Here is a 23,808-nt window from a genome sequence, read left to right as displayed (position 1 = left end):
AGCAAAGCTCCCTTGCTCTCGTTCGAGGGTCGCGATGGGCGAGTGGAAGCCAGTGCGATGTTGGTTCGTGTAGGATTTTGTGTAGTTGAGGTGTTTTCGCGGGACGGAGAAGGCGGTGCTGGCGCGGCAGCGGCAAGCGGTCATTCTGGAAGAGGCCAGAAGGACCGGGGCGGTCAGGGTGAGTGACCTCGTCGGCCGCCTCGGTGTTTCCGACATGACCGTACGCCGCGACCTCGATGTCCTCGCCAGCCGTGGTCTTGTCGAAAAGGTGTACGGCGGCGCGACCTCGATCAGCAGCAGAAGCACCGACGAACCGGGCTTTGAGGCGAAGTCGGTGCGTCAGCGCCTGCACAAGGAGGTCATCGCGGTCACGGCGGCGAGACTCGTCAAGCCAGGAACGGCCATCGGCATCTCGGCGGGCACCACCACCTGGACGCTTGCCAGAGCGCTCGAAGCCATCCCCGGTCTCACCGTCGTCACCAACTCCATCAGGGTGGCCGACGTCCTGCGGGACTCGGCGCAGCTCGATCGCACCGTCGTCCTCACCGGTGGCGTACGGACCCCCTCCGATGCCCTCGTCGGTCCCGTCGCCGTGCAGAGCCTGCGCAGCCTGCACCTCGACATCGTGTTCCTCGGCGTGCACGGCATGGCGGAAGGGCCCGGTTTCACGACCCCCAACCTCACCGAAAGCGAAACCGACCGCGCGCTCGTGGAGTCGGGAAGGCGGCTCGTCGTTCTCGCCGACCACACCAAGTGGGGCACCGTCGGTATCTCGACGATCGCCGAACTGGACGAGGCGCACGTGGTCGTCAGCGACGCCGAACTCCCGGAAGACGCACGCCAGACGCTCGGCGAGCACGTCGGGGAGTTGCTGATCGCCGACGTGCCAAGCGTGACCGGAGACGACGCGTGAGAAAGACGGTTCGCCACCTCGCCGATGGTCGCGAGATCATCTACTTCGACGACAGCGCGAAGCCGCCGCCGCGCGACGCCCTCGACACGAGGGACCTTCCCGCCGTCGCGGCCGACTCGCAGATCCGCAGGGACCCGTTGACGGGGGAATGGGTCGCGCTCGCCGCGCACAGGCAGACCCGCACCTACAAGCCACCGGCCGATCTGTGCCCGCTGTGCCCCAGCAAACCGGGAAAGCCGAGCGAGATCCCGGAATCCGACTACGACGTCGTGGTGTTCGAGAATCGCTTCCCTTCCTTCGCGCAGAGCGTCACCGGCGAGAAGGGCACCCTCGACGGCCGAGGACTCGTTCCCGTCGCGCCGGGCAAGGGACGCTGCGAAGTCGTGTGCTTCACGAGTGATCACGATCGTTCATTCGGTGAGCTCAGCCAGGAAAGGGTGCGCACCGTCGTCGACGTGTGGGCGGACCGTACCGCCACATTGTCTACAGTGGACGGCGTTGAGCAGGTCTTCCCCTTCGAGAACCGCGGTGAAGAAATCGGGGTCACCCTGCATCACCCACACGGTCAGATCTACGGGTATCCGTTCGTGACCCCCCGGACCGAGCGCATGCTGGCCACCGCCGCCGAATACCACGCGGCCCACGGCAGGCACGTACTCGGCGACGTACTGGCCGCCGAACGCGAAACCGGCAGCAGGGTCATCGCGGCTGGTGAGCACTGGACCGCCTTCGTGCCTCCAGCCGCGCGCTGGCCGGTGCAGGTTCTGGTCGTTCCACACCGTCAGGTACCCGACCTCACCGGCCTGACCGGCGCGGAACGCACCGACTTCGCCGAGGTCTACCTCAAGGTGCTCCGCTGCTGCGATGCGCTCTACGACAGGCCGTTGCCCTACGTCGCGGCCTGGCATCAGGCGCCCGTGCGCAGGGGCCGTGACCTCTCCTGGCTGCATCTCGAACTGTTCTCGGTCCTGCGCTCGAAGGACAAGCTCAAATACCTCGCCGGCTCCGAGTCCGGCATGGCCGTCTGGGTGAACGACGCGACCCCCGAGCAGATAGCCGAACGGCTCCGCGCCGCCTGCGCGCCGCGTTGATCTCACGCCTAGTCCACAGGCTGAATTCAGCAAGCTCTCAGGACCATGGCGCATGATGGACGCATGACCGAGAACGACCCTTCTGCTCAGGACAGGCCAGATGTCCCGGCAGCCGGAAACTCGGAACAGGGTAGTTGGCCGACGAGGGAGGACCCCAATCCCTGGTCGGCTCAGGCGAGCCGGCCCGAAGCCAGCCACCCTGGCGCGGCTTACCCCGGTGGGGCGAGTCAAGCGTCGAGTGGCTACCCGTATCGGCCGGGTTCGGTGCCTCCCACCTACCCGACGGCGACCTATCCCCAGCAGTACGAGCGGCACGGCCCCGGTCATCAGGACCGAAAGGGGCCCGCGAGGCTCGTCGCGGGAGTCGCCCTGCTCGCTCTGCTCGTCGGTGGCGGCGCCGGAGTCGCGGGCGGCTATCTCGCCGCGGATTCCTCCGGTGGCGAATCGGTCAATTCGCTCAACGCGCCGCAGCCTGCCAAACAGACCGGATCCGCCGTTCCCGGTTCCGTCGAGGCCGTGGCGAGCAAACTGATTCCCAGCGTCGTGCAGCTCAAGGTGCAAGGCGCCTCCGTGTCGGGCGAGGGCTCGGGCTTCATCATCAGCAATGACGGCTACATCCTCACCAACAACCACGTCATCGAGCCCGCCGCCGACTCGGGCCGGATCACCGTGGTGTTCCAGAACGGCAACAAGGCAACGGGCCAGGTCGTGGGAAGAGATCCGACAACCGACATCGCGGTGGTGCGCGCCGAAGGGCAGAGCGACCTGCCCACCGTCGACCTCGGCCGCTCCGACGACTTGAAGGTCGGCCAGCCGGTCGTCGCGATCGGCTCGCCGTTCGAGCTGGCCGGAACGGTCACCTCGGGCATCGTCAGCTCGCTGCACCGACCCGTTTCCGCTGGTGGCCAGGGCGATCAGACCACCGTCATGGACGCCATCCAGACCGACGCGGCCATCAACCCCGGCAACTCCGGTGGCCCGCTCACCAACAGCGCGGGCCAGGTCATCGGAATCAACTCGGCGATCTACAGCCCGCAAACCCAAGGCGGTATCGGCCAGTCGGAGGGCGGCAACGTCGGCATCGGCTTCGCCATCCCGATCGACCAGGCTCGCAGGACGGCCGACGACATCATCAGGTCGGGGCACGCGACCCAGACCTATATCGGCGCGACGGTCGGCGACAGCCCGTCTGGCGGCGCCGTGATCGGGGAGGTCACGTCGGGCAGTCCCGCCGAAAAGGCAGGGCTGAAGTCGGGCGATGTGGTCACCAAGATCGACGACCGGGTGATCGACGACGCCAACACGCTGGTCGCCGCCGTTCGCACGAGGGCGCCAGGCGAGAAGGTCACCTTCACGCTCGCCAACAACAAGACCCTTGAGGTCACGCTCGGCGGCCAGCAGGTCTCCGGTAACTGACCAGCACCCGAACGCTCGGCCGCGGGCGCGGCCGAGACCAACTCCGGCTCATACCGAGCCGGGAGAGGTCACGCGCGACCGGTTCCCCTTGTCCGGTCGCGCGTGGCTTTGAGTTCCAGCCGTTCACTCGCGCGACACCATCCGATGGGCCGGACGCCCCACGGCGGCCGCCATGACCGTACGGCTCCGCCGGTAACCGCCATCGAGGTCCACATCGGACAAACCGCGCACGTTCTCGCCCTTGGCGATGCGGGTGATCTCCGATCCCGCGCGGTCAAGCCGCTGGGAGCGTCACGCCCGCCGGGAGCGCACGCTCTCTCGCCCACGAGGCGCCTCGCTTCCAGCGCCGCGAAGGCCGGCTCGGGGTGCCCGGGTTCAGTGAACCCTTTCCCGCTGTGCCTCGTGATTCCCGGCCACCCGCTCTACTACGGTGGAGAGCATGGAACGGAGTGCACAGCGGCTTGGCCGCGCCCTCGTGGTGATCGTCGACGACCGTGCTGCTCAGGGGGACAATGACGACAACGTCGGCCCGTTGGTGACCGAGTTGTTGGAGGAGGCCGGGTTCATCGTGGACGGCACCGTCGCCGTGCGCGCGGACACGGTCGAGATCCGCAACGCACTCAACACCGCCGTCATCGGAGGTGTCGACCTGGTGATCACCACCGGGGCCACCGGAGTGTCCCCGCGCGATGTGACCCCGGACGCCACGGCCGGAGTCCTCGACCGTCCGATTCCCGGTATCGGTGAGGCCCTGCGCTCGTCCGGCCTTGCCGCCGGTGCCATCGACGCCGGAATCTCGCGCGGCCTCGTCGGAGTGTCGGGCAGCACCCTTGTCGTCAACCTCGCCGGTTCTCGCGCCGCCGTGCGGGACGGCATGGCGACGTTGTCGGCACTGGTCCCACACGTCATCGACGAGTTGTCCGGACTGGACCAGAGCTGACGGGACCGAGGCCGGTGGCCGACGAGCAGGCGAAACGTGAGGGACCGACCCGTCCCGGAGGCGAGAAGCCGACCGGGCCGGGTCGTCGCGATCGCCGGCTCGACGATGTTTTCGGCGACGTTCTGCCGGAAACGACTTCGGACGAGCGGGAGCCACGCAAGGACCGGCAGGCGAGCGACGAGTGGTATCTCGACAACCGGCCACCGCACCACGGCGGCTGAGCCCGAGGCGACGGCTCACTGCCGCGCGCGTTGCTCCTGCAACAAATCTCTGATCTCGGTAAGCAGTTCGACGTCGGTGGCTTCGGCGGGCCCCTCCTCCTTGCCGCGTTTGCGACGCTCCTGGACCTTCTGAAGCGGTAGCACGAAGCCGAAGTAGACGACGGCGGCGATGATCACGAAATTGATCCCCGCGTTGATCACGCTGCCGAAGTCAAGGAACGTGGACTCGTTTTCGGCGAGCACGCGGACACCGAACCCGTCGACGGCGTCCTGTCCCCCGATCGCGTTGATCAGCGGCTCGATCAACCCGGTGGTGAACGCCGTGATCACCGCGGTGAACGCGGTGCCGATGACGACGGCCACCGCCAGTTCCACGACATTCCCGCGCATCAAGAAGTCTTTGAAGCCCTTGAGCACACGCACTCCTTCCACAGAAGACGGTTGTCCGCTGTTGTCTGCCCGCGCGAGCACGCGGCAACGATGGTGATCGAGAAGGTCGAACAACGCCACGACGAGCACGAGTCGCACATGGACCGCAACAGCGCGTCAGCGGAGGGTAACGGTTACCGGTTGTGCCAACGAAACCGCGGCAAGTTCGGCTGCCGCCTCCTCTGGCACCGCGAGCAACACGAGCGGTTCGGCTTCGGAGTCGCGCGGCCCGTCCCGCGCGTGGCCGGGCGGCGAAAGGACGGTCAGCACCTTCGCGTCGGTGGCCACCGCGTTTCCGGCCTGGGAGTCGGAGCCGAGAGCGACCACGTCGACGGTGGCGCCAGTGCGAAGCAGCCCCGCGATGGCGGCATCGGCGAGCCGGACGGGAACCGTTGCGGTGCCAGGCGGACTGGTGCTGGGCCCGAGAAGCCGGGCGTCGGTCAGAGGTTCACCCGCACGGGCGAGGCCGGCGAGTGTTCTGCCCTCGACGGAGGCCGGATTGTCGAGTGCCCCGGCGGGTCGGAGCGACTCCGGAATCATGACCGACTTGACGTCGGAGGCGTGAAGGGTGGTTCCGAGCGGCAGATCCCTTGTCGTGACGAGAAGCGAGATTTCCGACTCGGCGGGGGCGGAAAGGTCGCCTGCCACAGCGGGCTGAACCGCCAGCACACCCGCACCGATGAACAACCCAGCCGCGAGCACGCGACGCGCCCGCGCAGCCGAATTGCCACGCAGGCGCGTCGTGAGGCGGTGCCGGGAGCTGCCGAAGCCGCGAAGCGAGTTGTCACGCATTGCCTTCCCCCATCGGTCTGGACGAGGGCGGGCGTTCCGCCGCTCGACTCAACCGACGCTAGGAGCGAGAACCTGCTCGGGGTAGCGGCAATTCGTGAATCTGTGGACAACCGGGGTCCTGTGGACAACCCCGGTCGTGCTGTCAGTACCTCAGGAGGACGTACTCGCCGTGCTCGTGGTCTTGCTTCCGCTCGAAGAGCCGGACGAGGACGAGCTGCCAGAGGAAGACGAAGTGGACGAAGAGGAAGACGACGACGAAGAAGACGTGCTCGACGAAGACGAAGTCGAATTCGACCCGGAGTCCGACGACGAGCTTTCGCTCTTGGCCGAACCGCCGCTGTCACCGTTGGACGAGCCGGACGCGGACTTCGACTTGCTCTCCGAGCGCGAGTCGTTGCGGTAGAACCCGCTGCCCTTGAAGATCACGCCGACCGAGCCGAACAGCTTCCTGAGCGTTCCCTCGCACTGGGGGCACTCGGTGAGGCTCGCATCGGAGAACGACTGGACCACCTCGAATCGGTGATCGCACTCCTTGCAGGCGTACTGGTAGGTCGGCACAGGCGCTCCTTCGGCGTTGGCACTCGCTTCCCGAGAGTGCTAACCCAATTTTGCTTGATGGCATTCCCCCGGCGCAATCGAGGTCCATCTCACATTCAATTGCCGAGCGGCAGCCGGATCAGCCCCTCACCCGGGGTGAGCGCGGCGTTCATCCGCACGTCGTGCGATTCGGCAGGCAGCGAAGGGACCAGTTCGGTGTCACGGATCACCGCGACCAGGTCGGTGGTGGCGGCCGCAAGGGGCAGCGAGCGGTCGTAATAGCCGGCGCCCCTGCCGAGGCGCACGCCGCTGTGGTCGACGGCGAGCGCGGGCAGCAGGATCCGGTCGACCGTCGCGAGCGCACGTGGACCAAGTCGCGGGCCATCCGGTTCGAGCACGCCCTTGAACCGGCCAGTGACGAGCGATGACGTGCCGGTGTACTCGGCCCAGTCGAGCGGGCCCGGAGCGGGAGGAACGATCGGGAGCAGCACGCGCGCCCCCGCCTCGCGCAGGACATCCAGCAGGGTGATCGCACCGGGCTCGGAGCCGAAGGGCACGTAGCAGCAGACGGTCCCCGCGGTCAGCTCAGCGACCTTGCCTGCGAGCGCGTGTGCTTCGCTGACCTGCTGACCAGGGCCGATCGCGGCGCGCCGAGCGGCCAACTCCGCCCTCCACCGAGCCTTTCCAGCAGGTTCGGGCACTCGCCGTGGTCTGTCATTGTCCGTATCGGTCACGAGGTCAGGCTAGGCTTTGCGCCCATGACGGGCGCCACGACTCACGACACGTTCCGAACCGCCATCGTTCCGGCAGCCGGTCTCGGCACGAGATTCCTGCCGACGACGAAGGCCGTGCCGAAGGAACTGTTGCCGGTCGTCGACACCCCCGGCATCGAGTTGGTGGCGACGGAAGCCGCGGAAGCGGGCGCGGCCCGCATGGTGATCGTGACCTCCCCTGGCAAGGAAGCGGTGGTCAACTACTTCCAGCACCAGCCGGAGCTTGAGGACAACCTGGAGCGCAAGGGCAAGAACGACCTGCTCGCCAAGGTGCGGCGCGGACCGGACCTGCTCGACGTCGAGGTCGCGATTCAGAAGGAACCGCTCGGGCTCGGTCACGCGGTGGCGCAGGCCGAACCCAACCTCACCGAGGAGGACAAGGCGGTCGCCGTGCTACTGCCCGACGACCTGGTGCTTCCCTCGGGTGTATTGAGTCGCATGGCGCAGGTGCGGGCCCGCTTCGGCGGCAGTGTGCTGTGTGCCTTCGACATCCCGAAGGAACACATCTCGCCGTACGGGGTCTTCGACGTCTCCGACACTGACGATGCCGACGTCAAGCGCGTGCACGGCATGGTCGAGAAGCCCGCGCCGGAGGACGCGCCCTCCACCTACGCCGCCGCGGGCAGGTATCTGCTCGACAGGGCGATCTTCGACGCGCTCCGCAGGATCGAGCCCGGTTCGGGCGGAGAATTGCAGCTCACCGATGCGGTCGCGCTGCTCATCAAGGAAGATCATCCCGTGCACATCGTCGTTCACCGTGGAGGAAGGCACGACCTCGGCAACCCAGGTGGTTTCCTGAGGGCCGCTGTCGACTTCGCGTTGCACGACCCCGAGTACGGGCCTTCGCTGCGTGCGTGGCTGACCGAACGAATCGAGAAAACCGACTCATGATCGAACGCGAGCCGATCACCGCCGAGGCACCGGAGGAACGACCACTCCGGTCGGTCGGCGCGCAGCTCTCCCACACCCTCGACGCGGCGGTACGTCCGCGTCCGGTGCGGGTCGCGATCTCCGAGGCGCAGGGCCTGCTCTGCGCGGAAGAGGTCGTCGCGGAGCATGCGCTGCCTGGATTCGACCAGGCCGCGGTGGACGGTTACGCGATACGCAGCGTCGATGTCCGCACCGCGGGTGAGGAACCCGTGCAGTTGCCGGTCGTCGGCGAGATTCCGGCGGGGTCCAGGCAGCCACGCAGACTGCAGCCGGGGCAGGCGGTGCGGGTTGCCACCGGCGCGCCGCTGCCGACGCTGGCCGACGCGGTCGTGCCGACCGCCTTCACCGACGGCCACCACGCCAAGGTCACCGTGCACAGGGCCGTCCCATCGGCTGGTTATGTCCGGCGTACAGGCGAGGACGTGCAGATCGGTGACGTCGCGGTGCGCCAAGGCGACACCATCGGATCAGCGCAGGTCGGGCTCCTTGCCGCGGTCGGCAGATCCAAGGTCCTCGTCTACCCGAGGCCGAGGGTGTCGATCATCTCGGTGGGCGACGAGCTCGTCGACATCGACCGCACCCCGTCGGTGGGACAGGTCTACGACGTCAACTCCTATGCGCTGGCCGCGGCCGCGAGAGACGCCGGTGCCGAAGTCTCCAGGGTCGGCATCGTTCCGCTCGACCCCAAACGCCTGCGGGAAACCGTCGAGGGCAGGCTGCTCATGTCCGAGGTGGTCGTCGTGGCCGGTGGCGCGGGTGGCGCGCTCGGCGAAGAAGTGCACGCGGCCCTTTCCGACCTCGGACAGATCGACATGGCCAGGGTCGCGATGCATCCCGGCTCCGCGCAGGGTTTCGGAAGGCTCGGCCCGGACTCCGTGCCGACCTTCCTGATCCCGGCCAACCCGATGAGCGCGCTCGTCGTGTTCGAGGTACTCATCCGGCCGCTCATCCGCGCGGCGCGAGGCACCCGCAACCCACATCGCAGGACGGTCGAGGCGAAGCTGCTCTCGCCGGTCACCTCGACGAAGGGGCGCAAGGGATTCCTGCGAGGTCAGTTGCTGCGGGACGAGAACAACGGCGAGTACCTCGTGCAGCCGCTCGGCACGTCGGGCGCCCACCTGCTCGCCTCGCTCGCCGAGGCGAACTGCTTGATCAACGTGGAAGAGGACGTCGTGGAGCTTGCCGCGGGAGAGCAGGTCAAGGTGACTTTCCTGGCGCAGCGCGCCTGACCCCGCAATGGCATCGCAGGTGTACGGCACCCCCTACGGCGCCGAACCTCGCCACCCCGGCTGGCCTGCCAGGCTCGGCCCGCTCGATGTCGCGGCGGGCACGGTGATGCTGCGGCCCATCCGGCTCCGCGACGGCGGTGACTGGAGCAGGATCCGCCTGCGTGACCACACCTATCTTGAGAGATGGGAACCAACGGCAGCCGGTCCGTGGAGTGAGCGCAACGCCTTGTGGGCATGGCCGTCCCAGTGGCTCTCGCTGCGCGGGCTCGCTCGGCGTGGTCAGTGCCTGCCGTTCGTCATCACCGTCGACGGCGCGTTCGCTGGGCAGATCACGATAGGCAACGTCATCAGGGCTTCGCTGCGATCGGCGTGGGTCGGGTACTGGGTGTCGTCGGAACTCGCTGGCGGTGGCGTGGCCACGGCCGCTGTCGCGTTGCTTGCCGATCACGCCTTCACCTCGGCGGGATTGCACCGGCTCGAAGCGACGGTGAGGCCGGAGAACGGGGCGAGCGTCCGCGTGCTGACCAAAGCGGGTTTCCGGCAGGAAGGGCTCTTTCTTCGCTATCTCGACGTCGCGGGTGATTGGCGAGATCACCTCAGTTTCGCGGTGACCGCAGAGGAAATCGGCGAAGGCTTCGCCACTCGGCTCGTCGCAGGTGGACTGGCCACGCGACCTGCCCCGCGTTAGCTCCTTGTGAGTTTTTCACCTGATTAAGTGAGCGTTTTTACAGAACGGCGCGGCGAGCCTCCGGGGTTTCTGTTACTCCTGTGACTAGCGTGACGAAGTGTCGAAGTGAGAACGGGTAGGCGGCAACCCGCCGCTTGGCGCCGCTCCGCTACGACAGTGCATCAACAGTCGGGGGAGGTGACGGGAGATGCCAAGCTCATTGATCATCGTCGGGCTCGCCGCGGCGTGGCTTGTCGTCCTCGTTCCCATGATCGCGCGGAAGCGCCAAGTGATCACGCAGACCAACGATTCCGCGTTGGCGGCGAGGGTCGTGCGCAGCGGGAGCACGCGCAGCGAGAGGCGGAAGGAGTTCGCCGTGTCCGCGGACGCGAAGCCGGGAAGCACGAAGACGGCCGATGACGACGACCTGATCGACTCCGAATACGACGACTCCCACTACGACGACGATCTCGATGACCTCGACGAGGGTTACGACGAGTACGAGGAGTCCGAGGTGGAGCCGCGTGCCGGTCGTCGCCGCGTCGCGGACGACGCCGACTACGGTGACTACGCCGAAGACGGCGAGGACTATGAGGACTCGGACGACGAGCGCACCCCGCGGCGGTATCGCCCTGGGCGCGGCGGGTTCGACCCCGAGGCCGCCGAGATCGCCGCGCGCGCCAAGTACGCCTTCCGGCAGCGCGTCGTGCTCGGTCTGCTCTTCGCCGTCGTCGTGACGGCGGTCGTCGCCGGATTCGTCATGCCCGTCGTCTGGTGGGTGCACGGGCTCGTCGACGTCGGGCTCATCGGCTATCTCGGCTACCTGCGCAGGCAGGTCCGGATCGAGAACGAGATCCGGCAACGTCGCCTCGCCAGGTACAACAACGCGCCGACGACGGCACGCAGGACACCCCGGCGTCCCGTCGAACCACTTCCGGACGTCAAGGTCCACCCGATCGACAGGCGTGACCTGGCCGGAGTCGAGCGCAAGCCGGTGCCGCGCATGCGCCGCAACGCCGTGGTCGTCGACGTGGAAGACGAGGATCCCGCCTTCCACGAACTGGACGATCCTGGCCAGTTGCCGTACCGGCGGGCTGCCGGAGAGTAGGACCCCCTGCTCGGTGAGTGTGGCGTCGCTTGCTATGCTCATCGAGCTTCATCAGGGGCTGTAGCGCAGTTGGTAGCGCGTCTCGTTCGCATCGAGAAGGTCAGGGGTTCGATTCCCCTCAGCTCCACCCGATCTTGACGCCCGTTTGTTCGGCGGGCACGCCTTCCCTGTCTGGCGGTCATCGTCATCTTTTCTGAGGGTGTGGCCCTCAGACACCCCACCCGGGGCGTTCCCCGGACCCCCATCGTGTGGTCACCGCGAACTGCGCATGGCGACGCGTGGGTGCACATCAAGATCGGCCAGCAAGGACCCGCACAAGCGGCGCCCGTCATGCACCGTTGATGTATCGGACGCCAGCCTTGACGCATCGCGCCTTCCAAGAGTGGAGGAAGCTTCGGGGCTCGAACGGCGTGCCGTAGGCCGTGGTGAACATCAGCCCGCACTCGACCGGAGCGTCGGCTACCTCACGTGGCCGTTTTGGTTTCCGGTGCAAGAGCTGTCGCTGGACACGTTGCAGTTGCCAGGAGACGACGACCAAGACGTAGGCCGTATAGAGCGCGTCGTCGTCTACTTTGGCTGATTCCTCGTCGGAAGACCAACGCTGTCGCTTCGGCTTGCGGAGTCAGCAGTCGAGGATGTCTCAGATCGTTCGGCCAGAGGGTGCTTGCTTGCAACGTCACTCCGCGGTCATCTCGAAAATCCGCAGCTCGATCCACTGATGGTGGCGAGGGGACGTGGATCGCACGCGACGTGTCGGCAATGTCGTCGTCATCAACTGTTTGAACGACGACGTACTGCCCGGCAGCCACGGACCGGTGCATGCCGGAAACGGTGGTGAGGGCAGGGGACGATGCCGTGTCCGGGCGTATCCTGATAGCGAGCTTCGTCGACACGAAGGCGGTTGGAGTGAACGCGATTGATGCATGGAAGCAGGCTGGCGCAGCACGTGATGCTGGTGCGGCCGTAGCCGCACTGACCACAGACGCCGAGCTCGTGTCGCCTCTGACCGACCAGTTCAGGTTCCGCGGCCGTGATGAAATCGACCAACTCCTACAGGCGGTGTTCGAGGTAGCCTCCGACTACCGGTATGAACGCGACGTGCGTGGGGACAGCGAAGCTTTCCTCACCTCAAGAGCGCGGATCGCGGGGGTCGAGATCCATGAGTTTCAGCACCTCGAACTTGACGGCGACGGCGCGATCACTCGAATCGCCCTGGCGGTCCGGCCACTTCCCGCCCTCACGGTCCTGACCCGCGCCCTCGGGCCCGCGCTCGCCCGCAGGCAAAGTCATCCCGTCAGCGCTCGGAGACTCGCCCGTGCTGGCGCTTTCCTCGATGCCGTGGCCCGTGCCGGCGACAGGAAGTACGTGCCGCTCGCGGCACCCGACAGCTCCAGGGTGACGACTCCGCGACCACTATGATTTCCTGTTCACTCGCACGAGCAGGCACTTCATGCCGACGGCGTGCCACGCGCCGGATTGACCGGCGGGTCAAGCATTATTGAACGCACAGGCGAATAGGACGGTCGGCTGCGCTATAGGCTGGCCCGGCGCCTGGACGATGCCAGCCACGCTTGACGCCCACAGGGAGTGGCGACGGTTGTGCACTCACTATGGGCTAGTAGGTGGTCTAGTCCACCTTGCTGGCGGTGGGAGATCAGAGGGTAAGTCCCCTTAGCTCCACCCGATCTTGACGCCCGCCTTGTTCGGCGGGCACGCCTTCACTGTCTGGCGGTCATCGTCATCTCTCCTGACGGCGGCCCCAGGTTGCGTCCGGGGCGTGTGCTCGCCCGGTTCTATTGCTGACACGTTAAGCCCACAGCAGGTTGCACGGCCCTTTCCGATCAGTCGGAAGGGGCCTTTTCGTTGCCGTACAGCAGCAGTCAGCCGATCGCTTTCTTGCGCGGCGCAGCAGGTTCGGCCGGGATGGCGTCGGTGTCGGTGTCGGTCCGAGCGCAGGCTGCCGACTCGCACACGCGCTACCGCGCGGAGGAAGGCCCGGGTGTGAGTTCTCGGGCGATGGTGTCGTGTGCCCAGTCGCGCCATTGATCGAGGCTCCAGCCGCGTTCGGTGACGAGGAGGGTGTAGGACTCCACGGTCATGGTGGCGTAGATAACGTCGGCGACACGGCTGGTCGACTCCGGTGGGACGGCGCCGGGCAGGTCGAGCAGGATGCGGGCGAGCCCGAGGCTGAAGGCGTGGCGCTGACGGCGCAGGTCGGTCAGCAGGTCGGCCACGCCGCGGTCGGCGGCCGCAGCGTGGATCGCGGTCAGGACGGGCGCGGCGCGGGCGGTGGAAGCGGCCAGGTGGATGGCGGCATCGGCCCAGGCGGCCTGGACCGATCCGGCGTCGGTGAGTGCGGAGACCCAGTCGTGGTCGAGCAGCCGGACCGGTTCGGTGTCGCCGAGGACTGCCTGGTCGTGGGCGGCGGAGAGCACGCCGAGCTTGTTGCCGTAGGCGGCGTAGATGGTCTTGACCGCGACCTGCGCCCGCTCGGCGATCGCGCCGATGGTGGTCGCGACGTAGCCGTCGCGGATGAACAGCTCGGCCCCCGCGGCCACGATGCGCTCGCGTGCCGCCTCGTCCCTGGGCCTGCCTCGCACTGCCATGGATTCGTTCCCTCCTCTTGACGTCACCGATTTTACACCATTACATTGTGCAATGTCATTTTCCTAATTGGGAGGATCGAGAGCTCATGGCACGCATGACCGTCGTCTACTACTCCTCGACCGGGTCAGTGCACGCGCTGGCCGAGGCATTCACCTCCGGCGCCGCGGAGGCCGGTGCCGAGGTCCGGCTGCGCCGGGTGGCTGAACTCGCGCCTCAGGAGGTGATCGCGAAGAACGCCGACTGGGCGGCACATCTTGAGGCCACGGCGCACATCGAGACCGTGACGGTCGAGGACCTGGTGTGGGCCGACGGCTTCGCGCTGGGCACCCCGACGCGGTTCGGTCAGCCCGCCGCTCAGCTCAAGCAGTTCCTGGACACGACCAGCAATGCCTGGAACGCGGGCGAACTGGCCGGCAAGCCCGCGACCGGATTCACCAGCAGCTACGAGCGTCACGGAGGTCAGGAGTCCACCCTGCTGGCGCTGTATCACACGCTGTTCCACTGGGGCTCGATCATCGTGCCAACCGGGTATGTGGACTACGACCTGACCCACGCCGCCGGCGGCAACCCCTATGGGGTCAGCAGCATCGGCGGTGACGGGCCGCCCAACAAGGACGTACTCGCCTTGGCCCGGTACCAGGGCGGCCGACTGGCCACGCTGGCCGCGACGCTGGCCGCGGCACGGCAGGAGCTGGCGGCGGCGTGAGCGAACAGGTTCAGGCGCGCACTCCCTCGGACACTGCCGGTGGGCGCCGGTGGTGGGGGCTGGTGTTCGTGCTCACCGGCAACGTCACCGTGTTCGGCGCGGTGACGATCATGAACACCGCGGTGCCCGCGGTCCAGGCCGAACTCGGCATGGCGGATGCGACCCGCGGGTGGGTGTTGACGGTGTTCTCGCTGTGCTTCGGGGCGCTGATGCTGATCAGCGGACGCATCGCCGACGCTCTCGGGCTGCGTCGCTGCATGCTCGCCGGCCTGGTCGGGTTCGCTGCCGCGTCCCTGCTTGGCGGGCTCGCGACGACGTCGGCGGTGCTCTTGGTCGCCCGCGGCGTTCAGGGCGCGGCCGGCGCCCTGGTGGCCGCGACCGCGTTGGCGCTGCTGTCGGTCATGTTCCCGGCGGGCACGCAGCGACGGAAGGCGTTCGCGATCCTCGGCGCTGTCATGGGAATGGGCACGGCCGGTTCCTTCCTGCTCGCCGGAACCCTGATCGAGACCGTTTCGTGGCGATGGTGCCTGCTGATCAACATCCCTCTCGCCCTGGTCGCCGCGATCGGGCTGCGGGCCACCGCGCCACCTGGCCAGGCGCCTGCTCGTGGCCGCATCGACATTCTCGGTGCCGGGCTGCTGACCGCGGCCGTCGCCGCATTGGTGACCGGCCTGAACTACGCCAGCCAGGTCGGCTGGACTCACCCACTCACCCCGAGCCTGCTCGGTGCCGCTCTCGGGCTGGGGACGCTGTTCGTGCTCAGTGCGCGCCGCTCCAGCGATCCCCTCGTTCCCACACCGCTGATCACCGATCGCCGCAGGATGATCGCGTTCACGGCGGTCTTCATCCTCGGAGCCGGCATGTTCGCCGGCATGTGGGTGCTGACGACCTTCCTCCAAGGCCCCCTCGGCTACTCCGCGTTCAGCGTCGGGCTGGCGTTCATCCCGTTCGGTCTCAGCGCGACCCTGACCTCCTTCCTTCTTGTCCGACTCACCCGAGCAGACGCCGAACCGGCCAGGCTCCTTGCCGCGGGCCTGTCCCTGGCCGCCGTCGCCCTCGGGACTTTTCTGCTGCTGACACCACAGTCCACCTACCTCACCGGCGTCCTCCCAGCCATGGTCCTCCTCGGCGCGGGCGGCACCATTGTCATGGTCACCGGCTCCAACATCGCCACCCGAGACGTCGGCTCCCTCAGCGGAACCGCCAGCTCACTCATCAACGCCACCCAACAGCTCGGAGCCGCGATCGGCACCGCCGTGCTGACCTCCATCGCGCTGCTGACCGCCCGTGGCCGCTCCACCGACGGCTCCGAAACAGCCGAAGCCGACCTCGCCGGACACACAGCCGCCAGCGCCACCGGAGCCATCGTCCTCGCCGCCACCGCGGCAGCCCTTCTCCTCGTGGGCCGACGCGCCAGGGGCGGGGCAAGTTTCGGCAGTGCTCCCGTCTGCTCACATCAACGACGACTCGCGGGCAGCGGTGAACCAATCGACCGACAACATCAGTGAGAACAGGGCGCCCGACTGATGAGCACGAGCAGAGCAGTGGCCTGGGAAGGCTTCTTCAACACCAGGGACCTCGGTGGACTGCCCACCAGGTCCGGCGGCATGACCAGTAGTGGAGCCTTCTTCAGAGCAGCGGACCTTCGTTTCGTCACTGACACAGGTTGGACGCAAGCGCGCAATTCCGGTGGCCTTCACCGCGGTGTTCGTCCCCTACACCTACATCGGTGTCATCTACGCTCCGGCCACCGGCGGAAGTGGTGTCGCGCTGGCGCTGCTGATGCTCGTCGGCGGCATTGCCGGTGCGATCGGCAATCTCGCCGCCGGATTCCTGACCGACCGTCTTGGTGGGGCTCGGGTGGTCGCCGTCGCGCTTATCTGGTTGACGGCGGGGCTGCTCGTAGTGCCACTGGCGACCGGGCATTTCGGCGCGGCGCTCGTGGCCGTCGGGTTTTATGTGGTGGGTGCCTTCGCGATGTCCGGGCTCGTCGGAGCCGCCGGAATCGAACTTCTCGGCAGCCGGTATGTCAGCCTGCTGGCCGCCGCGCTCGCATTGCTCGCTATGGGAGCTTCTTTCTGCGCGCAGCGCCTGATCCGGTCGAATGCCAGAGGGTGGGAATACCCGGCGGCACAACGTCGTTCGGGCAGGTGATCGACTGAGATGCCGATCGGTGCGCCTGACAGGAGGATTCTTTCCATGAGCACTTCCACGGACTGGAATACCCAGATCATCACCGAGTTCCGGGAGAACGAAGGCCGGGTGGGGGGCCCGTTCGCGGGCGCGCCGATGGTCCTGATTCACCATCGAGGGCGCAAAAGCGGAAAGGAGCTGGTGACTCCACTGATGTATCTGCCGGACGAGCACGATTCCGGCACCATCTACATCTTCGCCAGCAAAGCCGGAGCGCCGACAAATCCGGCGTGGTACTACAACCTGACCTCTTCGGGTACCGGCGACGTCGAAGTGGGTACCGACACGTATCCGGTCACCGTCGAGGAAATCACCGGCGAGCGGCGTGACCGCGTCTACGCCGAGCAAGCCAATCGCTATCCCGGCTTCGCCGAATACAGCCGCAAGACCGAAGGTATCCGCACCATTCCGGTCCTGGCGCTGCACCGCGCGTGATGTGGCCTAACCAGTCCTCGGGGTGAACGCGATGGCGTGCACTTCCTCGGCGACCTCGGGCCAGCGCGGATCGGCCGGATCGGAGGGGAAACCGAGTAGCGGCGCGATGCGCTTCCACGCGTGCGGATGGGCGCGCTGGTAGGCCAGCAGGGTCCGCAGGGTCTCGTCGGCTTCGAGAAACCGGTGTTCGGGCTCCGGCCACCGTCGGCGTCCCAGCCGCACTTCGATCGCGGGGGCCGCGCGCAGGTTGCGATACCAGTCAGGGGCACCGCCCCAGGCCGCGACAACGACGACCTCGGGGATGTTCGAGTCGTAGCGCACGACCTCCACGACGACCTCGCGGCGTGCGCCGGTACGGCGGCCTCGGTGGGCGAGGTAGACCAACCGGTGCCCGGCAAGCGCGCCGAGGCGGGCGCGGTAAAGCCAGATCGGCGCGCGCAGCAGCAGTCGTAGCAGTCTTTTCGGCTTGCGATCGGTCACCGCCATGATGGAGTTCCCGGCATTCCGGCCGCGCCCGTCTCAGGGTCCACTGTGGACCAAACTTGTGCCGGTTCAGGTCCGTTCGTTGTCTTCACGCGTTGCCTCCTAGTTTCTCGCTCGCCGGTGTGAGCATTCGAGTCAGCACCGGTGCGATGGCCTCGGCCGTCAGTGTCGAGTCAAGCGCTCGCCGCATCACCAGACCGTCGAAGGCCGACCCCAGCACGACGGCGGTCGCCTCAGGGGCCGCGACCCCGTGCGCGCCGAACCAGGCGGCGTACCGCTCCCGGAAGTCCGCAAGGATCGCCGCCACCGCGTCTCGCAGCCGAGGGTCGCGGGTCGCCGCCAGATAGGTCTCGATGAACAGCACGGACACCGGGTCGTCGCCGGTGAAGGAATCCAGCGACGCCACCGAAAGCTCAACCAGTTCGGCGGGCGTCCGGGCCTGGGTCAGCATTGGCCCGACCGCGTCGAGTGACTCCCGTATCGCGCCGGTCGCCGCCGCCGACAGCAATGCCTGCACCGAAGCGAAGTGGTAATGCACCAGTCCAGGCGCCACCCCGGCCCGCTCCGCCACCACCCGCGTGCTCACCGCGGTCCAGCCGCGTTCGGCGATCAGCTCCGCCGCTGCACGCAGTAACCGGTGCCGGACCTCCCTGCCCCGATCCGCCGCCGTGGACGTCATGCCGCTCCTCGGGCCCTGGGCAATCGCCTTGGTCGATTGCCCAACACAGCTTTCACTCTACGCTTCCCTCGTTCAGGCCGGGGTCGACGCGCCCGGCAAGTAAGGTCGAACCCACTATGAGCAGCGAGAATGCGAGCACGGTTTTCGCCAATGTGCGGCCGTTCGGCGCCGATCCGGTGGACCTCGTCGTCACCGACGGCGTGATCACCGGGCACGCGGCGGCAGGGCAGGGCACCGGGACGCGGGTCGTCGAAGGTGGCGGGCGCATCGCGCTGCCGACGATGGTGGACACACACATTCATCCGGACAAGACGGCATGGGGCCAGCCGTGGGTCTCGCGGCGGCCCGCTGCCGGAATCGCCGAGCTCGGGCGGGCGGATGCGGAGCTGCTCCGCACCCTGCCCGCCCCGGTCGAGGAACGGGCGCGCGGATTGCTGGCCCACGCCGCGGCCCACGGCACGAGGGCGGTCAGGGCACATGCCGATGTCGCCCCCGACTTCGGCCTCGCCGGGCTTGAGGGGGTCGCCGAAGCACGCGCCAACCTTGCCGGTGTGCTCGACATGCAGACGGTCGCGTTCCCGCAGCACGGGGTGCGGCGTGCGCCAGGCACCGCCGAACTGCTGACGGAGGCCGCCAGAAGCGGTCTCGCCGATTTCGTCGGCGGCATCGATCCGATCGGATTCGACGACGATCCGGCCGGGCAGCTCGATCTGCTGTTCGGCCTTGCTGAGCGGTACGGCATCGGCATCGACCTGCACCTGCACGACAGAGAACGGGCCGGGCTCGACGTCATCGCCGACGTGATCGACCGAACCCGTGCGCTGTCGCTCGGCGGCAGGGTTACCATCAGCCACGCCTTCGCGTTGGTCGATCTCACCGAGGGCGAGCTGGACCGGCTCGGTGCTGACCTCGCCGTCACCGGAGTCGGCCTGACCACCGTCGCCCCTGCGGGCCGGACCCTGCCGGTGAACCGCCTGCGGGAACTCGGGGTCAAGGTCGGGCTCGGCTCCGACGGGGTACGCGATTCGTGGAGTCCGTTCGGCAACGCCGACATGCTGCACCGCGCCCACCTCATGGCGAGTTCGTTGCGGGCAAGGCTCGACGACGAGCTGGAGCTGGGTTTCCTCGCCGCGGCCGAGTTCGGCGCAGACCTACTTGGACTGTCCGCAGTGGACTTGCGGCCGGGTTCGCCTGCCGACTTCTTCTTGGTGCGGGGCGAATGCCTTGCGCAGATCGTCGTCGACGTTCCAGCCCGCGATCTCGTTGTCAGGGCTGGAAAGGTGATCGCGCGCGACGGTGAACTCGGGTGAGTGGCTGACGATAAATCGGTGGCCCGTTCACGCGTTGGTCATTAACGTCGCTCCTCGTGATTCATGAACATCCGCTGGCCTACCTGCTCGGCCTTGAGGGCCTCGCGTTGATGCGCGGGTTCACCGGGGAATTGGATCGTGACTTCGTGGAGTCGCGGATCGCCGAGGTTCGCCGGTTGCTCGACGACGAGTCGCTGGCGACGGCGGCCGTGGATGTGGAACGCGTGAAAACGGTTGAGGGATACCGCATCTGGTCCGAGACGTACGACCAGCCTGGCAACGCCGCGTTCCTCATTGACGAGCCCGAGGTGAGCCGAATCGTCGATCAGCTGTTGCCGGGTGCCGCACTCGACGCCGCGTGCGGCACGGGCCGTTACGCGCAATGGCTTTCCGAGCGAGGTCATCGGGTCATCGGGGTGGACAGCTCCCCAGAGATGCTCGCGCGCGCCCGTGCGCGGGTGCCAAGGGGGGAGTTCCTGCTCGGCGACTTGCGCCGGCTTCCGGTCGGTGATTCCGAAGTGGACCTGGTCGTCTGCGGTCTCGCGCTGACGCATCTCCCCGTGCTCGAACCGGTCATCGCGGAGTTCGCCAGGGTGCTGCGCCCTGGCGGTCACCTGGTGATCGCCGACGTGCATCCCGAGGCGGTCGCGCGCGGTTCGATCCCGCCGGTGCGCCGCGCTGATGGTCGTCCAGGACGGGTGATCAGCCACCGCCACCGCATCGGGGACTATCTGCGTGCCGCCCTCTCGGCGGGATTGCGGCTCCGCGGCTGCGAAGAGCCGCGCGCGGTCGAGCCAGGCTCGCGGGGGCAGGCGGCAACGACGACGGGCCCGTGGGACGTGTGGCCGTGGAGCCTGGCCGCCATGGTGCCCGAGGCGGCACGCGCCGCGAACGAAGGAGTGCCCGCGATGGTCGTCTTCCACTTCGAGCAGGCCGATTCCTGAGTGCCGATCCGCTCAGGTCGCGGCGTGCACGAAAAGCAGGCCGAGCCAGAGCCAGCCGGCCCCGATGACGAGGCGCTGGATCAATCCTGCTCGCGGCGAGTCGTTCTCCCACGCCGTCCCGAACGCGCCGAACCCGGCGAACAGCAGCGCGGCCGTCACACCGGAGTACCACCGCCAGCCGGTCTCGGGGACCACGATGGCCGCGATGACGGCCGCCACCGGAAGGCCGAAGAACACCACCATGCCCGCGTAGTCGTGCAAGGCGTGGCGCCGGGAGGTCTCCGAAGGCGTGCCATCGGGCGCGCCCGGCGGGTAGCCGCGCATGGGATCCATCGGAAACACCCCTGACGCGACCAGCGCCGCGCCGAAGACACCGACGGCGACCGCGAGAATCCCGCTGTCCAACGCTCCGGCCAATGGGAAGGCGGCGACCGTCACGGCGAGACCACACACGACGAAGTTGGTCGTTTGTATCCAGCCGCGCGGTCCGAGCGCGAGTGCGCTGACCGGGTGACGAACCGGGTGGTAGCCGGGCCGGGTGAGGCCGTCGATCAGGAACGTGATCACGAACAGCCAGGTCCCGAGCGCTCCTGCCCAGAGCAGAGCCGTCACGGTGTCGCGCCAAACCTCTTCATAACGGACATTTCTACCGAATCCTGATCGGCAAAGCTTACCCAGGTCAGCGCTGATCAGTGTTCGCCACGGCGCAGTTCTCGCGGCGTGCTGCCGAACCGCTCCCGAAACGCCGTGCTGAACCTGCCCGGCGAGGAGAAACCGCACCGGTGGGCGAGTTCGGTGATGGACATCCCGCCGTAGGCGGGGCTGGTGAGCCGGTGGCGCGCCAGGGAAAGCCGCTCTTCTTTGATCAGTTCGCGGCAGGTGGTTCCCGATCGTTGCAACGCGAGCTGGATCTGCCTTGCCGACCAGCCGAGCGCCGAGGCGAGCAGTTCGCTGTTGAGATCGGGGTCGTGCGCGTTGTCGCGTACGTAGCGGCGGATCGCGGTCTCGATCTCGCCGAAGTGATCACCCGCGTCGACCATGCCGGTTCCCACCAGCACGCACACCAGCTCGACCAGCCGGTCGATCACCGCGTCGAATTCGTTCGCGGAGAGCTGGTCAGCCGCTCGCAGCGCGCTGTTCATCAGGTCGTGCACGACCCCGCCAAGCCCGTCGACGAGGTCGATGGGCGCTTCGAACTCCGTCTTCTTGTTCAACCGCTGGTGAATCACCCTGCGCTGGATCGTGATCGCCCGAAGCCGAGCGTCCGAGGTGTGGGTGACGTCGAACGGCCTTGTCGTGGTGATGAGAGCCGCGTGGCCGGGTCGCAGCGTCATCCTGCCGTTGCCGAGACCGACGTCCACCGCACCGGCGACGGGCAGGACCAGGACGTAGGAATCGATGCCGTCCTGCCGCATGTGCTCGGGCTTCCTGCGATACCGCACCTGAGGCGAGTTCCAGGCCAGTACCTGGTTCTGGTCGGTCCGCAACCGGGTCAGCGTGCTCGTTCCCGACTCGTCGTCGTCGGCGAAGTCGCAGGTCATGTTGCATTGGTAGCTCGTGGCGGTCAGCCGCCAGAACTCGCGTGACTCGCCAGGCGCCATCCCGAGGGTTGACGCCGTCTGGCTGCACAGCGAGGTGTCGGGCACGGCTGACTCCGGTCGTTCGAGTACTCCGTTTTGCCGCAGCGTAACCCACCTCGGCAACACATTCGGCGTGTCGGCGGCGTCGGAGCCCTGTGCCGATGCACCACCGCCGGGTGTCGGTTCGGTCCATTGTTGCGCGCCACGGCGGCTCCTAGCGTGACGGCACGGCCCACGCGACCGTCGCGAATCGGGCATCCGGACATCTCACGGGAAGGTCTTGTGATGGACCTTGCGAGTTTGGTTCGTACGGGAGGAACGCGGTACGAGCGTCAGCCTGCGATCATATACCAGGGCGTTACCCAGAGTTACGGACAGGTCTATCTGCGGTCCTGCCGACTGGACAACGCGCTTGCCGGACTTGGCGTCAGCCAGGGTGAACGGGTCGCCACGCTCACCGACAACAGCCCCGAAGCGCTGGAGTTGGTCCTCGGCATCGCGCTCGGCGGTTACGTCAGAGCCTCCCTCTACACCCACAACAGCGCAGAGACGAACCTGTACCTGCTGAACACCATCGGCGCGAGCGTGCTGATCGTGCAGGGACACTACTACGACGCCATCGCGCCCCACCTCAAGCAGGCAGTCACGCTTCGCCACGTACTGGTGTTCGACGGCGCGGCGCCCAGCGGCGCTCTCGACTACGAGGAACTGCTGGCCGCGTCCTCGGAGCGGGACAGGGGAATCGTCATGCCGCCGGAGGCGCCGCAGACCATCCGGTTCTCGGCGGGAACGACGGGCAAGCCGAAAGGCATCCTGCACTCGGTGCGGGCGTGGACCGGCATGGGTACCGAGACGGCCATACTCCTTCCGGAGCTGGGCACCTCGGACTCCTACCTCGCGGGTGGCCCGTTGTCCCACGCCACGATGATGCCGGTGCCAGGCGTGCTGGCGGCCGGTGCGTCCATCGTCGTGCTGCGCGCGTTCGAACCGGGCGAGTTCCTCGCGGCGGTGGAGCGGCATCGCTGCACGGTGACCTTCGGCGTGCCGACCATGGTGCAGCTCGCGGCGAGGCACCCCGACGCGAGCACGAGAGATCTGAGCAGCCTGCGGGCCATCATTTACGGCGGTTCGCCGATGACGGAGACCGCGCTGAACGAGGCCCGCTCGGTGTTCGGCGACATCATGGTGCAGCTGTACGGACAGAGCGAGGGCGCACCGGCGAGCTGGCTGAGGCCGCAGGACCACACCGCGCGGGACGGCAAGTACCTGCGTTCGGCTGGAAGGGCGACCGCGAACAGCCGCATCACGATCGTCGACGAACACGGTGCCGAGCTGCCACAGGGCGAGATCGGCGAGATCGCGTTCGACACGCCTGGCGCGTTCACCGAGATCTGGGGCGACCCGGCGGCGACGAAGGCGCGCAAGCTCGCCGACGGGTCGGTTCTCTCCCGCGACATGGGCTATCTCGACGAGGATGGATACCTCTTCATCACCGACCGCAAAGAAGACATGATCATCTCGGGTGGCTTCAACGTCTGGCCCGCCGAGGTGGAGAACGCCCTGGTGGCACATCCCGAGGTGCGGGAGGCGTCGGTCGTCGGAATTCCGCACGACAAATGGGGTGAGACCCCGATGGCACTCGTCGTGCTCGCCGACGGCGCAAACGTGTCCGAGGACGAACTGATCGCCTGGACCCGCGACAAGGTCGGCCCCGTCAAGCGGGTCACCAGCGTCCGCTTCGGTACGGAACTCCCGAAGAGCCCGGTGGGGAAGGTGCTGCGCAGGACGGTGCGCGACCAGTACGGGCCGGGTGGCACGGAGTGAG

At 67.5% G+C, this 23,808-nt stretch carries 26 protein-coding genes, 1 tRNA gene and 1 pseudogene; 19 read left to right on the top strand and 9 right to left on the bottom strand.

Going from position 1 to position 23,808, the window contains the following annotated elements; all coding sequences use genetic code 11:
- Window positions 1-115: 115 nt before the first annotated feature.
- The 5 genes from BAY61_RS27585 (at window position 116) to BAY61_RS27565 (ending at window position 4,581) form a co-directional block, all read left to right on the top strand.
- Entirely contained in the window at window positions 116-913 is a 798-nt protein-coding gene (locus BAY61_RS27585; RefSeq protein ID WP_091803650.1) for a DeoR/GlpR family DNA-binding transcription regulator, read from the top strand.
- A complete protein-coding gene (galT, locus tag BAY61_RS27580; protein ID WP_091803653.1) occupies window positions 910-2,004 on the top strand; it encodes a galactose-1-phosphate uridylyltransferase in 1,095 nt (364 codons plus the stop codon). Before BAY61_RS27585 ends, galT begins: the two co-directional genes overlap by 4 nt.
- Window positions 2,005-2,067: 63 nt before the next feature.
- Window positions 2,068-3,420, top strand: a complete 1,353-nt coding sequence (locus BAY61_RS27575; protein ID WP_091803655.1) for a S1C family serine protease — start codon at window positions 2,068-2,070, stop codon at window positions 3,418-3,420.
- A 439-nt stretch (window positions 3,421-3,859) separates the two neighbouring features.
- Window positions 3,860-4,360, top strand: coding sequence for a MogA/MoaB family molybdenum cofactor biosynthesis protein (locus BAY61_RS27570; protein ID WP_091803657.1), 501 nt, complete (start codon window positions 3,860-3,862; stop codon window positions 4,358-4,360).
- Between the two features lie 14 nt (window positions 4,361-4,374).
- Entirely contained in the window at window positions 4,375-4,581 is a 207-nt protein-coding gene (locus BAY61_RS27565; protein ID WP_091803659.1) for a hypothetical protein, read from the top strand.
- A 15-nt stretch (window positions 4,582-4,596) separates the two neighbouring features.
- Here BAY61_RS27565 and mscL read toward each other — a convergent pair whose 3' ends face one another.
- From mscL to BAY61_RS27545, 4 genes are all read right to left on the bottom strand, one after another.
- Window positions 4,597-4,998: a large conductance mechanosensitive channel protein MscL gene (gene mscL, locus BAY61_RS27560; RefSeq protein WP_091804015.1), complete on the bottom strand. Its 402-nt coding sequence runs from the start codon at window positions 4,996-4,998 to the stop codon at window positions 4,597-4,599.
- A 129-nt stretch (window positions 4,999-5,127) separates the two neighbouring features.
- A complete protein-coding gene (locus tag BAY61_RS27555; RefSeq protein WP_091803661.1) occupies window positions 5,128-5,802 on the bottom strand; it encodes an SAF domain-containing protein in 675 nt (224 codons plus the stop codon).
- 150 nt (window positions 5,803-5,952) lie between these two features.
- Window positions 5,953-6,360 (bottom strand): FmdB family zinc ribbon protein, encoded by a 408-nt coding sequence (locus BAY61_RS27550; protein ID WP_091803663.1) that lies wholly within the window; start codon window positions 6,358-6,360, stop codon window positions 5,953-5,955.
- Between the two features lie 95 nt (window positions 6,361-6,455).
- Window positions 6,456-7,073 (bottom strand): 5-formyltetrahydrofolate cyclo-ligase, encoded by a 618-nt coding sequence (locus BAY61_RS27545; RefSeq protein WP_091803665.1) that lies wholly within the window; start codon window positions 7,071-7,073, stop codon window positions 6,456-6,458.
- A gap of 24 nt (window positions 7,074-7,097) precedes the next feature.
- On the opposite strand from BAY61_RS27545, the gene BAY61_RS27540 reads away from it, so the two are divergent.
- The 6 genes from BAY61_RS27540 (at window position 7,098) to BAY61_RS27515 (ending at window position 12,465) form a co-directional block, all read left to right on the top strand.
- The gene (locus tag BAY61_RS27540) at window positions 7,098-8,003 is read left to right on the top strand and encodes a UTP--glucose-1-phosphate uridylyltransferase (RefSeq protein ID WP_091803667.1); all 906 of its coding nucleotides are present in this window, start codon (window positions 7,098-7,100) and stop codon (window positions 8,001-8,003) included.
- Window positions 8,000-9,271, top strand: a complete 1,272-nt coding sequence (glp, locus tag BAY61_RS27535) for a molybdotransferase-like divisome protein Glp (protein ID WP_091803670.1) — start codon at window positions 8,000-8,002, stop codon at window positions 9,269-9,271. The genes BAY61_RS27540 and glp overlap by 4 nt, the downstream gene beginning before the upstream one ends.
- 7 nt (window positions 9,272-9,278) lie before the next feature.
- A complete protein-coding gene (locus BAY61_RS27530) occupies window positions 9,279-9,959 on the top strand; it encodes a GNAT family N-acetyltransferase (RefSeq protein WP_091803672.1) in 681 nt (226 codons plus the stop codon).
- Between the two features lie 187 nt (window positions 9,960-10,146).
- Window positions 10,147-11,046, top strand: coding sequence for a divisome protein SepX/GlpR (sepX, locus tag BAY61_RS27525; protein ID WP_091803675.1), 900 nt, complete (start codon window positions 10,147-10,149; stop codon window positions 11,044-11,046).
- A gap of 54 nt (window positions 11,047-11,100) precedes the next feature.
- A tRNA-Ala gene (locus BAY61_RS27520) sits at window positions 11,101-11,173 on the top strand.
- 692 nt (window positions 11,174-11,865) lie between these two features.
- Complete coding sequence (locus BAY61_RS27515; RefSeq protein ID WP_091803677.1) at window positions 11,866-12,465, top strand: hypothetical protein; 600 nt, start codon at window positions 11,866-11,868, stop codon at window positions 12,463-12,465.
- 557 nt (window positions 12,466-13,022) lie between these two features.
- Here the strand turns inward: BAY61_RS27515 and BAY61_RS27510 are convergent.
- Window positions 13,023-13,652 carry a TetR/AcrR family transcriptional regulator gene (locus BAY61_RS27510; RefSeq protein ID WP_091803680.1) on the bottom strand — a complete coding sequence of 210 codons (630 nt, stop codon included), beginning with the start codon at window positions 13,650-13,652 and terminating at the stop codon, window positions 13,023-13,025.
- An 86-nt stretch (window positions 13,653-13,738) separates the two neighbouring features.
- Between BAY61_RS27510 and wrbA the strand changes: the two genes are divergently transcribed.
- The 5 genes and pseudogenes from wrbA to BAY61_RS27490 all read left to right on the top strand — a co-directional run bounded on the left by wrbA (window position 13,739) and on the right by BAY61_RS27490 (window position 16,987).
- Window positions 13,739-14,359 (top strand): NAD(P)H:quinone oxidoreductase, encoded by a 621-nt coding sequence (gene wrbA, locus BAY61_RS27505; protein WP_091803682.1) that lies wholly within the window; start codon window positions 13,739-13,741, stop codon window positions 14,357-14,359.
- A complete protein-coding gene (locus tag BAY61_RS27500) occupies window positions 14,356-15,867 on the top strand; it encodes an MFS transporter (RefSeq protein WP_091803685.1) in 1,512 nt (503 codons plus the stop codon). Before wrbA ends, BAY61_RS27500 begins: the two co-directional genes overlap by 4 nt.
- 18 nt (window positions 15,868-15,885) lie before the next feature.
- A pseudogene (locus tag BAY61_RS33865) lies at window positions 15,886-16,032 on the top strand (tyrosine-protein phosphatase); the annotation flags it as partial.
- A 16-nt stretch (window positions 16,033-16,048) separates the two neighbouring features.
- Window positions 16,049-16,513 carry an MFS transporter gene (locus BAY61_RS33180; RefSeq protein ID WP_170140164.1) on the top strand — a complete coding sequence of 155 codons (465 nt, stop codon included), beginning with the start codon at window positions 16,049-16,051 and terminating at the stop codon, window positions 16,511-16,513.
- A 9-nt stretch (window positions 16,514-16,522) separates the two neighbouring features.
- A complete protein-coding gene (locus tag BAY61_RS27490; RefSeq protein ID WP_245865490.1) occupies window positions 16,523-16,987 on the top strand; it encodes a nitroreductase family deazaflavin-dependent oxidoreductase in 465 nt (154 codons plus the stop codon).
- Between the two features lie 6 nt (window positions 16,988-16,993).
- On the opposite strand, the gene BAY61_RS27485 is transcribed toward BAY61_RS27490, so the two are convergent.
- Window positions 16,994-17,473, bottom strand: coding sequence for a nitroreductase family deazaflavin-dependent oxidoreductase (locus BAY61_RS27485; RefSeq protein WP_091803687.1), 480 nt, complete (start codon window positions 17,471-17,473; stop codon window positions 16,994-16,996).
- Between the two features lie 85 nt (window positions 17,474-17,558).
- Complete coding sequence (locus BAY61_RS27480) at window positions 17,559-18,149, bottom strand: TetR/AcrR family transcriptional regulator (protein ID WP_091803688.1); 591 nt, start codon at window positions 18,147-18,149, stop codon at window positions 17,559-17,561.
- A gap of 116 nt (window positions 18,150-18,265) precedes the next feature.
- Here BAY61_RS27480 and BAY61_RS27475 point away from each other — a divergent pair, with 116 nt between their 5' ends.
- Window positions 18,266-19,459, top strand: a complete 1,194-nt coding sequence (locus BAY61_RS27475; protein ID WP_091803691.1) for an amidohydrolase — start codon at window positions 18,266-18,268, stop codon at window positions 19,457-19,459.
- Between the two features lie 56 nt (window positions 19,460-19,515).
- On the top strand, window positions 19,516-20,403 hold the full coding sequence (locus BAY61_RS27470) for a class I SAM-dependent methyltransferase (RefSeq protein ID WP_091803693.1): 888 nt from the start codon (window positions 19,516-19,518) through the stop codon (window positions 20,401-20,403).
- Between the two features lie 12 nt (window positions 20,404-20,415).
- On the opposite strand, the gene BAY61_RS27465 is transcribed toward BAY61_RS27470, so the two are convergent.
- Both BAY61_RS27465 and BAY61_RS27460 read right to left on the bottom strand, forming a co-directional pair.
- A complete protein-coding gene (locus BAY61_RS27465; protein ID WP_091803695.1) occupies window positions 20,416-21,015 on the bottom strand; it encodes a DUF998 domain-containing protein in 600 nt (199 codons plus the stop codon).
- A 77-nt stretch (window positions 21,016-21,092) separates the two neighbouring features.
- The gene (locus BAY61_RS27460) at window positions 21,093-22,049 is read right to left on the bottom strand and encodes a helix-turn-helix transcriptional regulator (RefSeq protein WP_170140175.1); all 957 of its coding nucleotides are present in this window, start codon (window positions 22,047-22,049) and stop codon (window positions 21,093-21,095) included.
- A 219-nt stretch (window positions 22,050-22,268) separates the two neighbouring features.
- Between BAY61_RS27460 and BAY61_RS27455 the strand changes: the two genes are divergently transcribed.
- Window positions 22,269-23,807: a class I adenylate-forming enzyme family protein gene (locus tag BAY61_RS27455; protein ID WP_091803701.1), complete on the top strand. Its 1,539-nt coding sequence runs from the start codon at window positions 22,269-22,271 to the stop codon at window positions 23,805-23,807.
- The last annotated feature ends 1 nt before the right edge of the window (window position 23,808 follow it).

The sequence above is a fragment of the Prauserella marina genome (assembly GCF_002240355.1).
Lineage (GTDB): Bacteria > Actinomycetota > Actinomycetes > Mycobacteriales > Pseudonocardiaceae > Prauserella_A > Prauserella_A marina.
Note: the sequence above shows the minus strand (reverse complement) of the source record. Positions and strands in the feature narration are given on the sequence as shown.

Coding starts and splice junctions, on each gene's coding strand:
- BAY61_RS27575 (WP_091803655.1), top strand. CDS start 2,068: ATGACCGAGAACGACCCTTCTGCTCAGGACAGGCCAGATGTCCCGGCA.
- BAY61_RS27480 (WP_091803688.1), bottom strand. CDS start 18,149: ATGACGTCCACGGCGGCGGATCGGGGCAGGGAGGTCCGGCACCGGTTA.
- wrbA (WP_091803682.1), top strand. CDS start 13,739: ATGGCACGCATGACCGTCGTCTACTACTCCTCGACCGGGTCAGTGCAC.
- BAY61_RS27530 (WP_091803672.1), top strand. CDS start 9,279: ATGGCATCGCAGGTGTACGGCACCCCCTACGGCGCCGAACCTCGCCAC.
- BAY61_RS27485 (WP_091803687.1), bottom strand. CDS start 17,473: ATGGCGGTGACCGATCGCAAGCCGAAAAGACTGCTACGACTGCTGCTG.
- BAY61_RS27515 (WP_091803677.1), top strand. CDS start 11,866: ATGCCGGAAACGGTGGTGAGGGCAGGGGACGATGCCGTGTCCGGGCGT.
- BAY61_RS27490 (WP_245865490.1), top strand. CDS start 16,523: ATGCCGATCGGTGCGCCTGACAGGAGGATTCTTTCCATGAGCACTTCC.
- BAY61_RS27510 (WP_091803680.1), bottom strand. CDS start 13,652: ATGGCAGTGCGAGGCAGGCCCAGGGACGAGGCGGCACGCGAGCGCATC.
- BAY61_RS27455 (WP_091803701.1), top strand. CDS start 22,269: ATGGACCTTGCGAGTTTGGTTCGTACGGGAGGAACGCGGTACGAGCGT.
- BAY61_RS27570 (WP_091803657.1), top strand. CDS start 3,860: ATGGAACGGAGTGCACAGCGGCTTGGCCGCGCCCTCGTGGTGATCGTC.
- BAY61_RS27555 (WP_091803661.1), bottom strand. CDS start 5,802: ATGCGTGACAACTCGCTTCGCGGCTTCGGCAGCTCCCGGCACCGCCTC.
- glp (WP_091803670.1), top strand. CDS start 8,000: ATGATCGAACGCGAGCCGATCACCGCCGAGGCACCGGAGGAACGACCA.
- BAY61_RS27475 (WP_091803691.1), top strand. CDS start 18,266: ATGAGCAGCGAGAATGCGAGCACGGTTTTCGCCAATGTGCGGCCGTTC.
- BAY61_RS27540 (WP_091803667.1), top strand. CDS start 7,098: ATGACGGGCGCCACGACTCACGACACGTTCCGAACCGCCATCGTTCCG.
- sepX (WP_091803675.1), top strand. CDS start 10,147: ATGCCAAGCTCATTGATCATCGTCGGGCTCGCCGCGGCGTGGCTTGTC.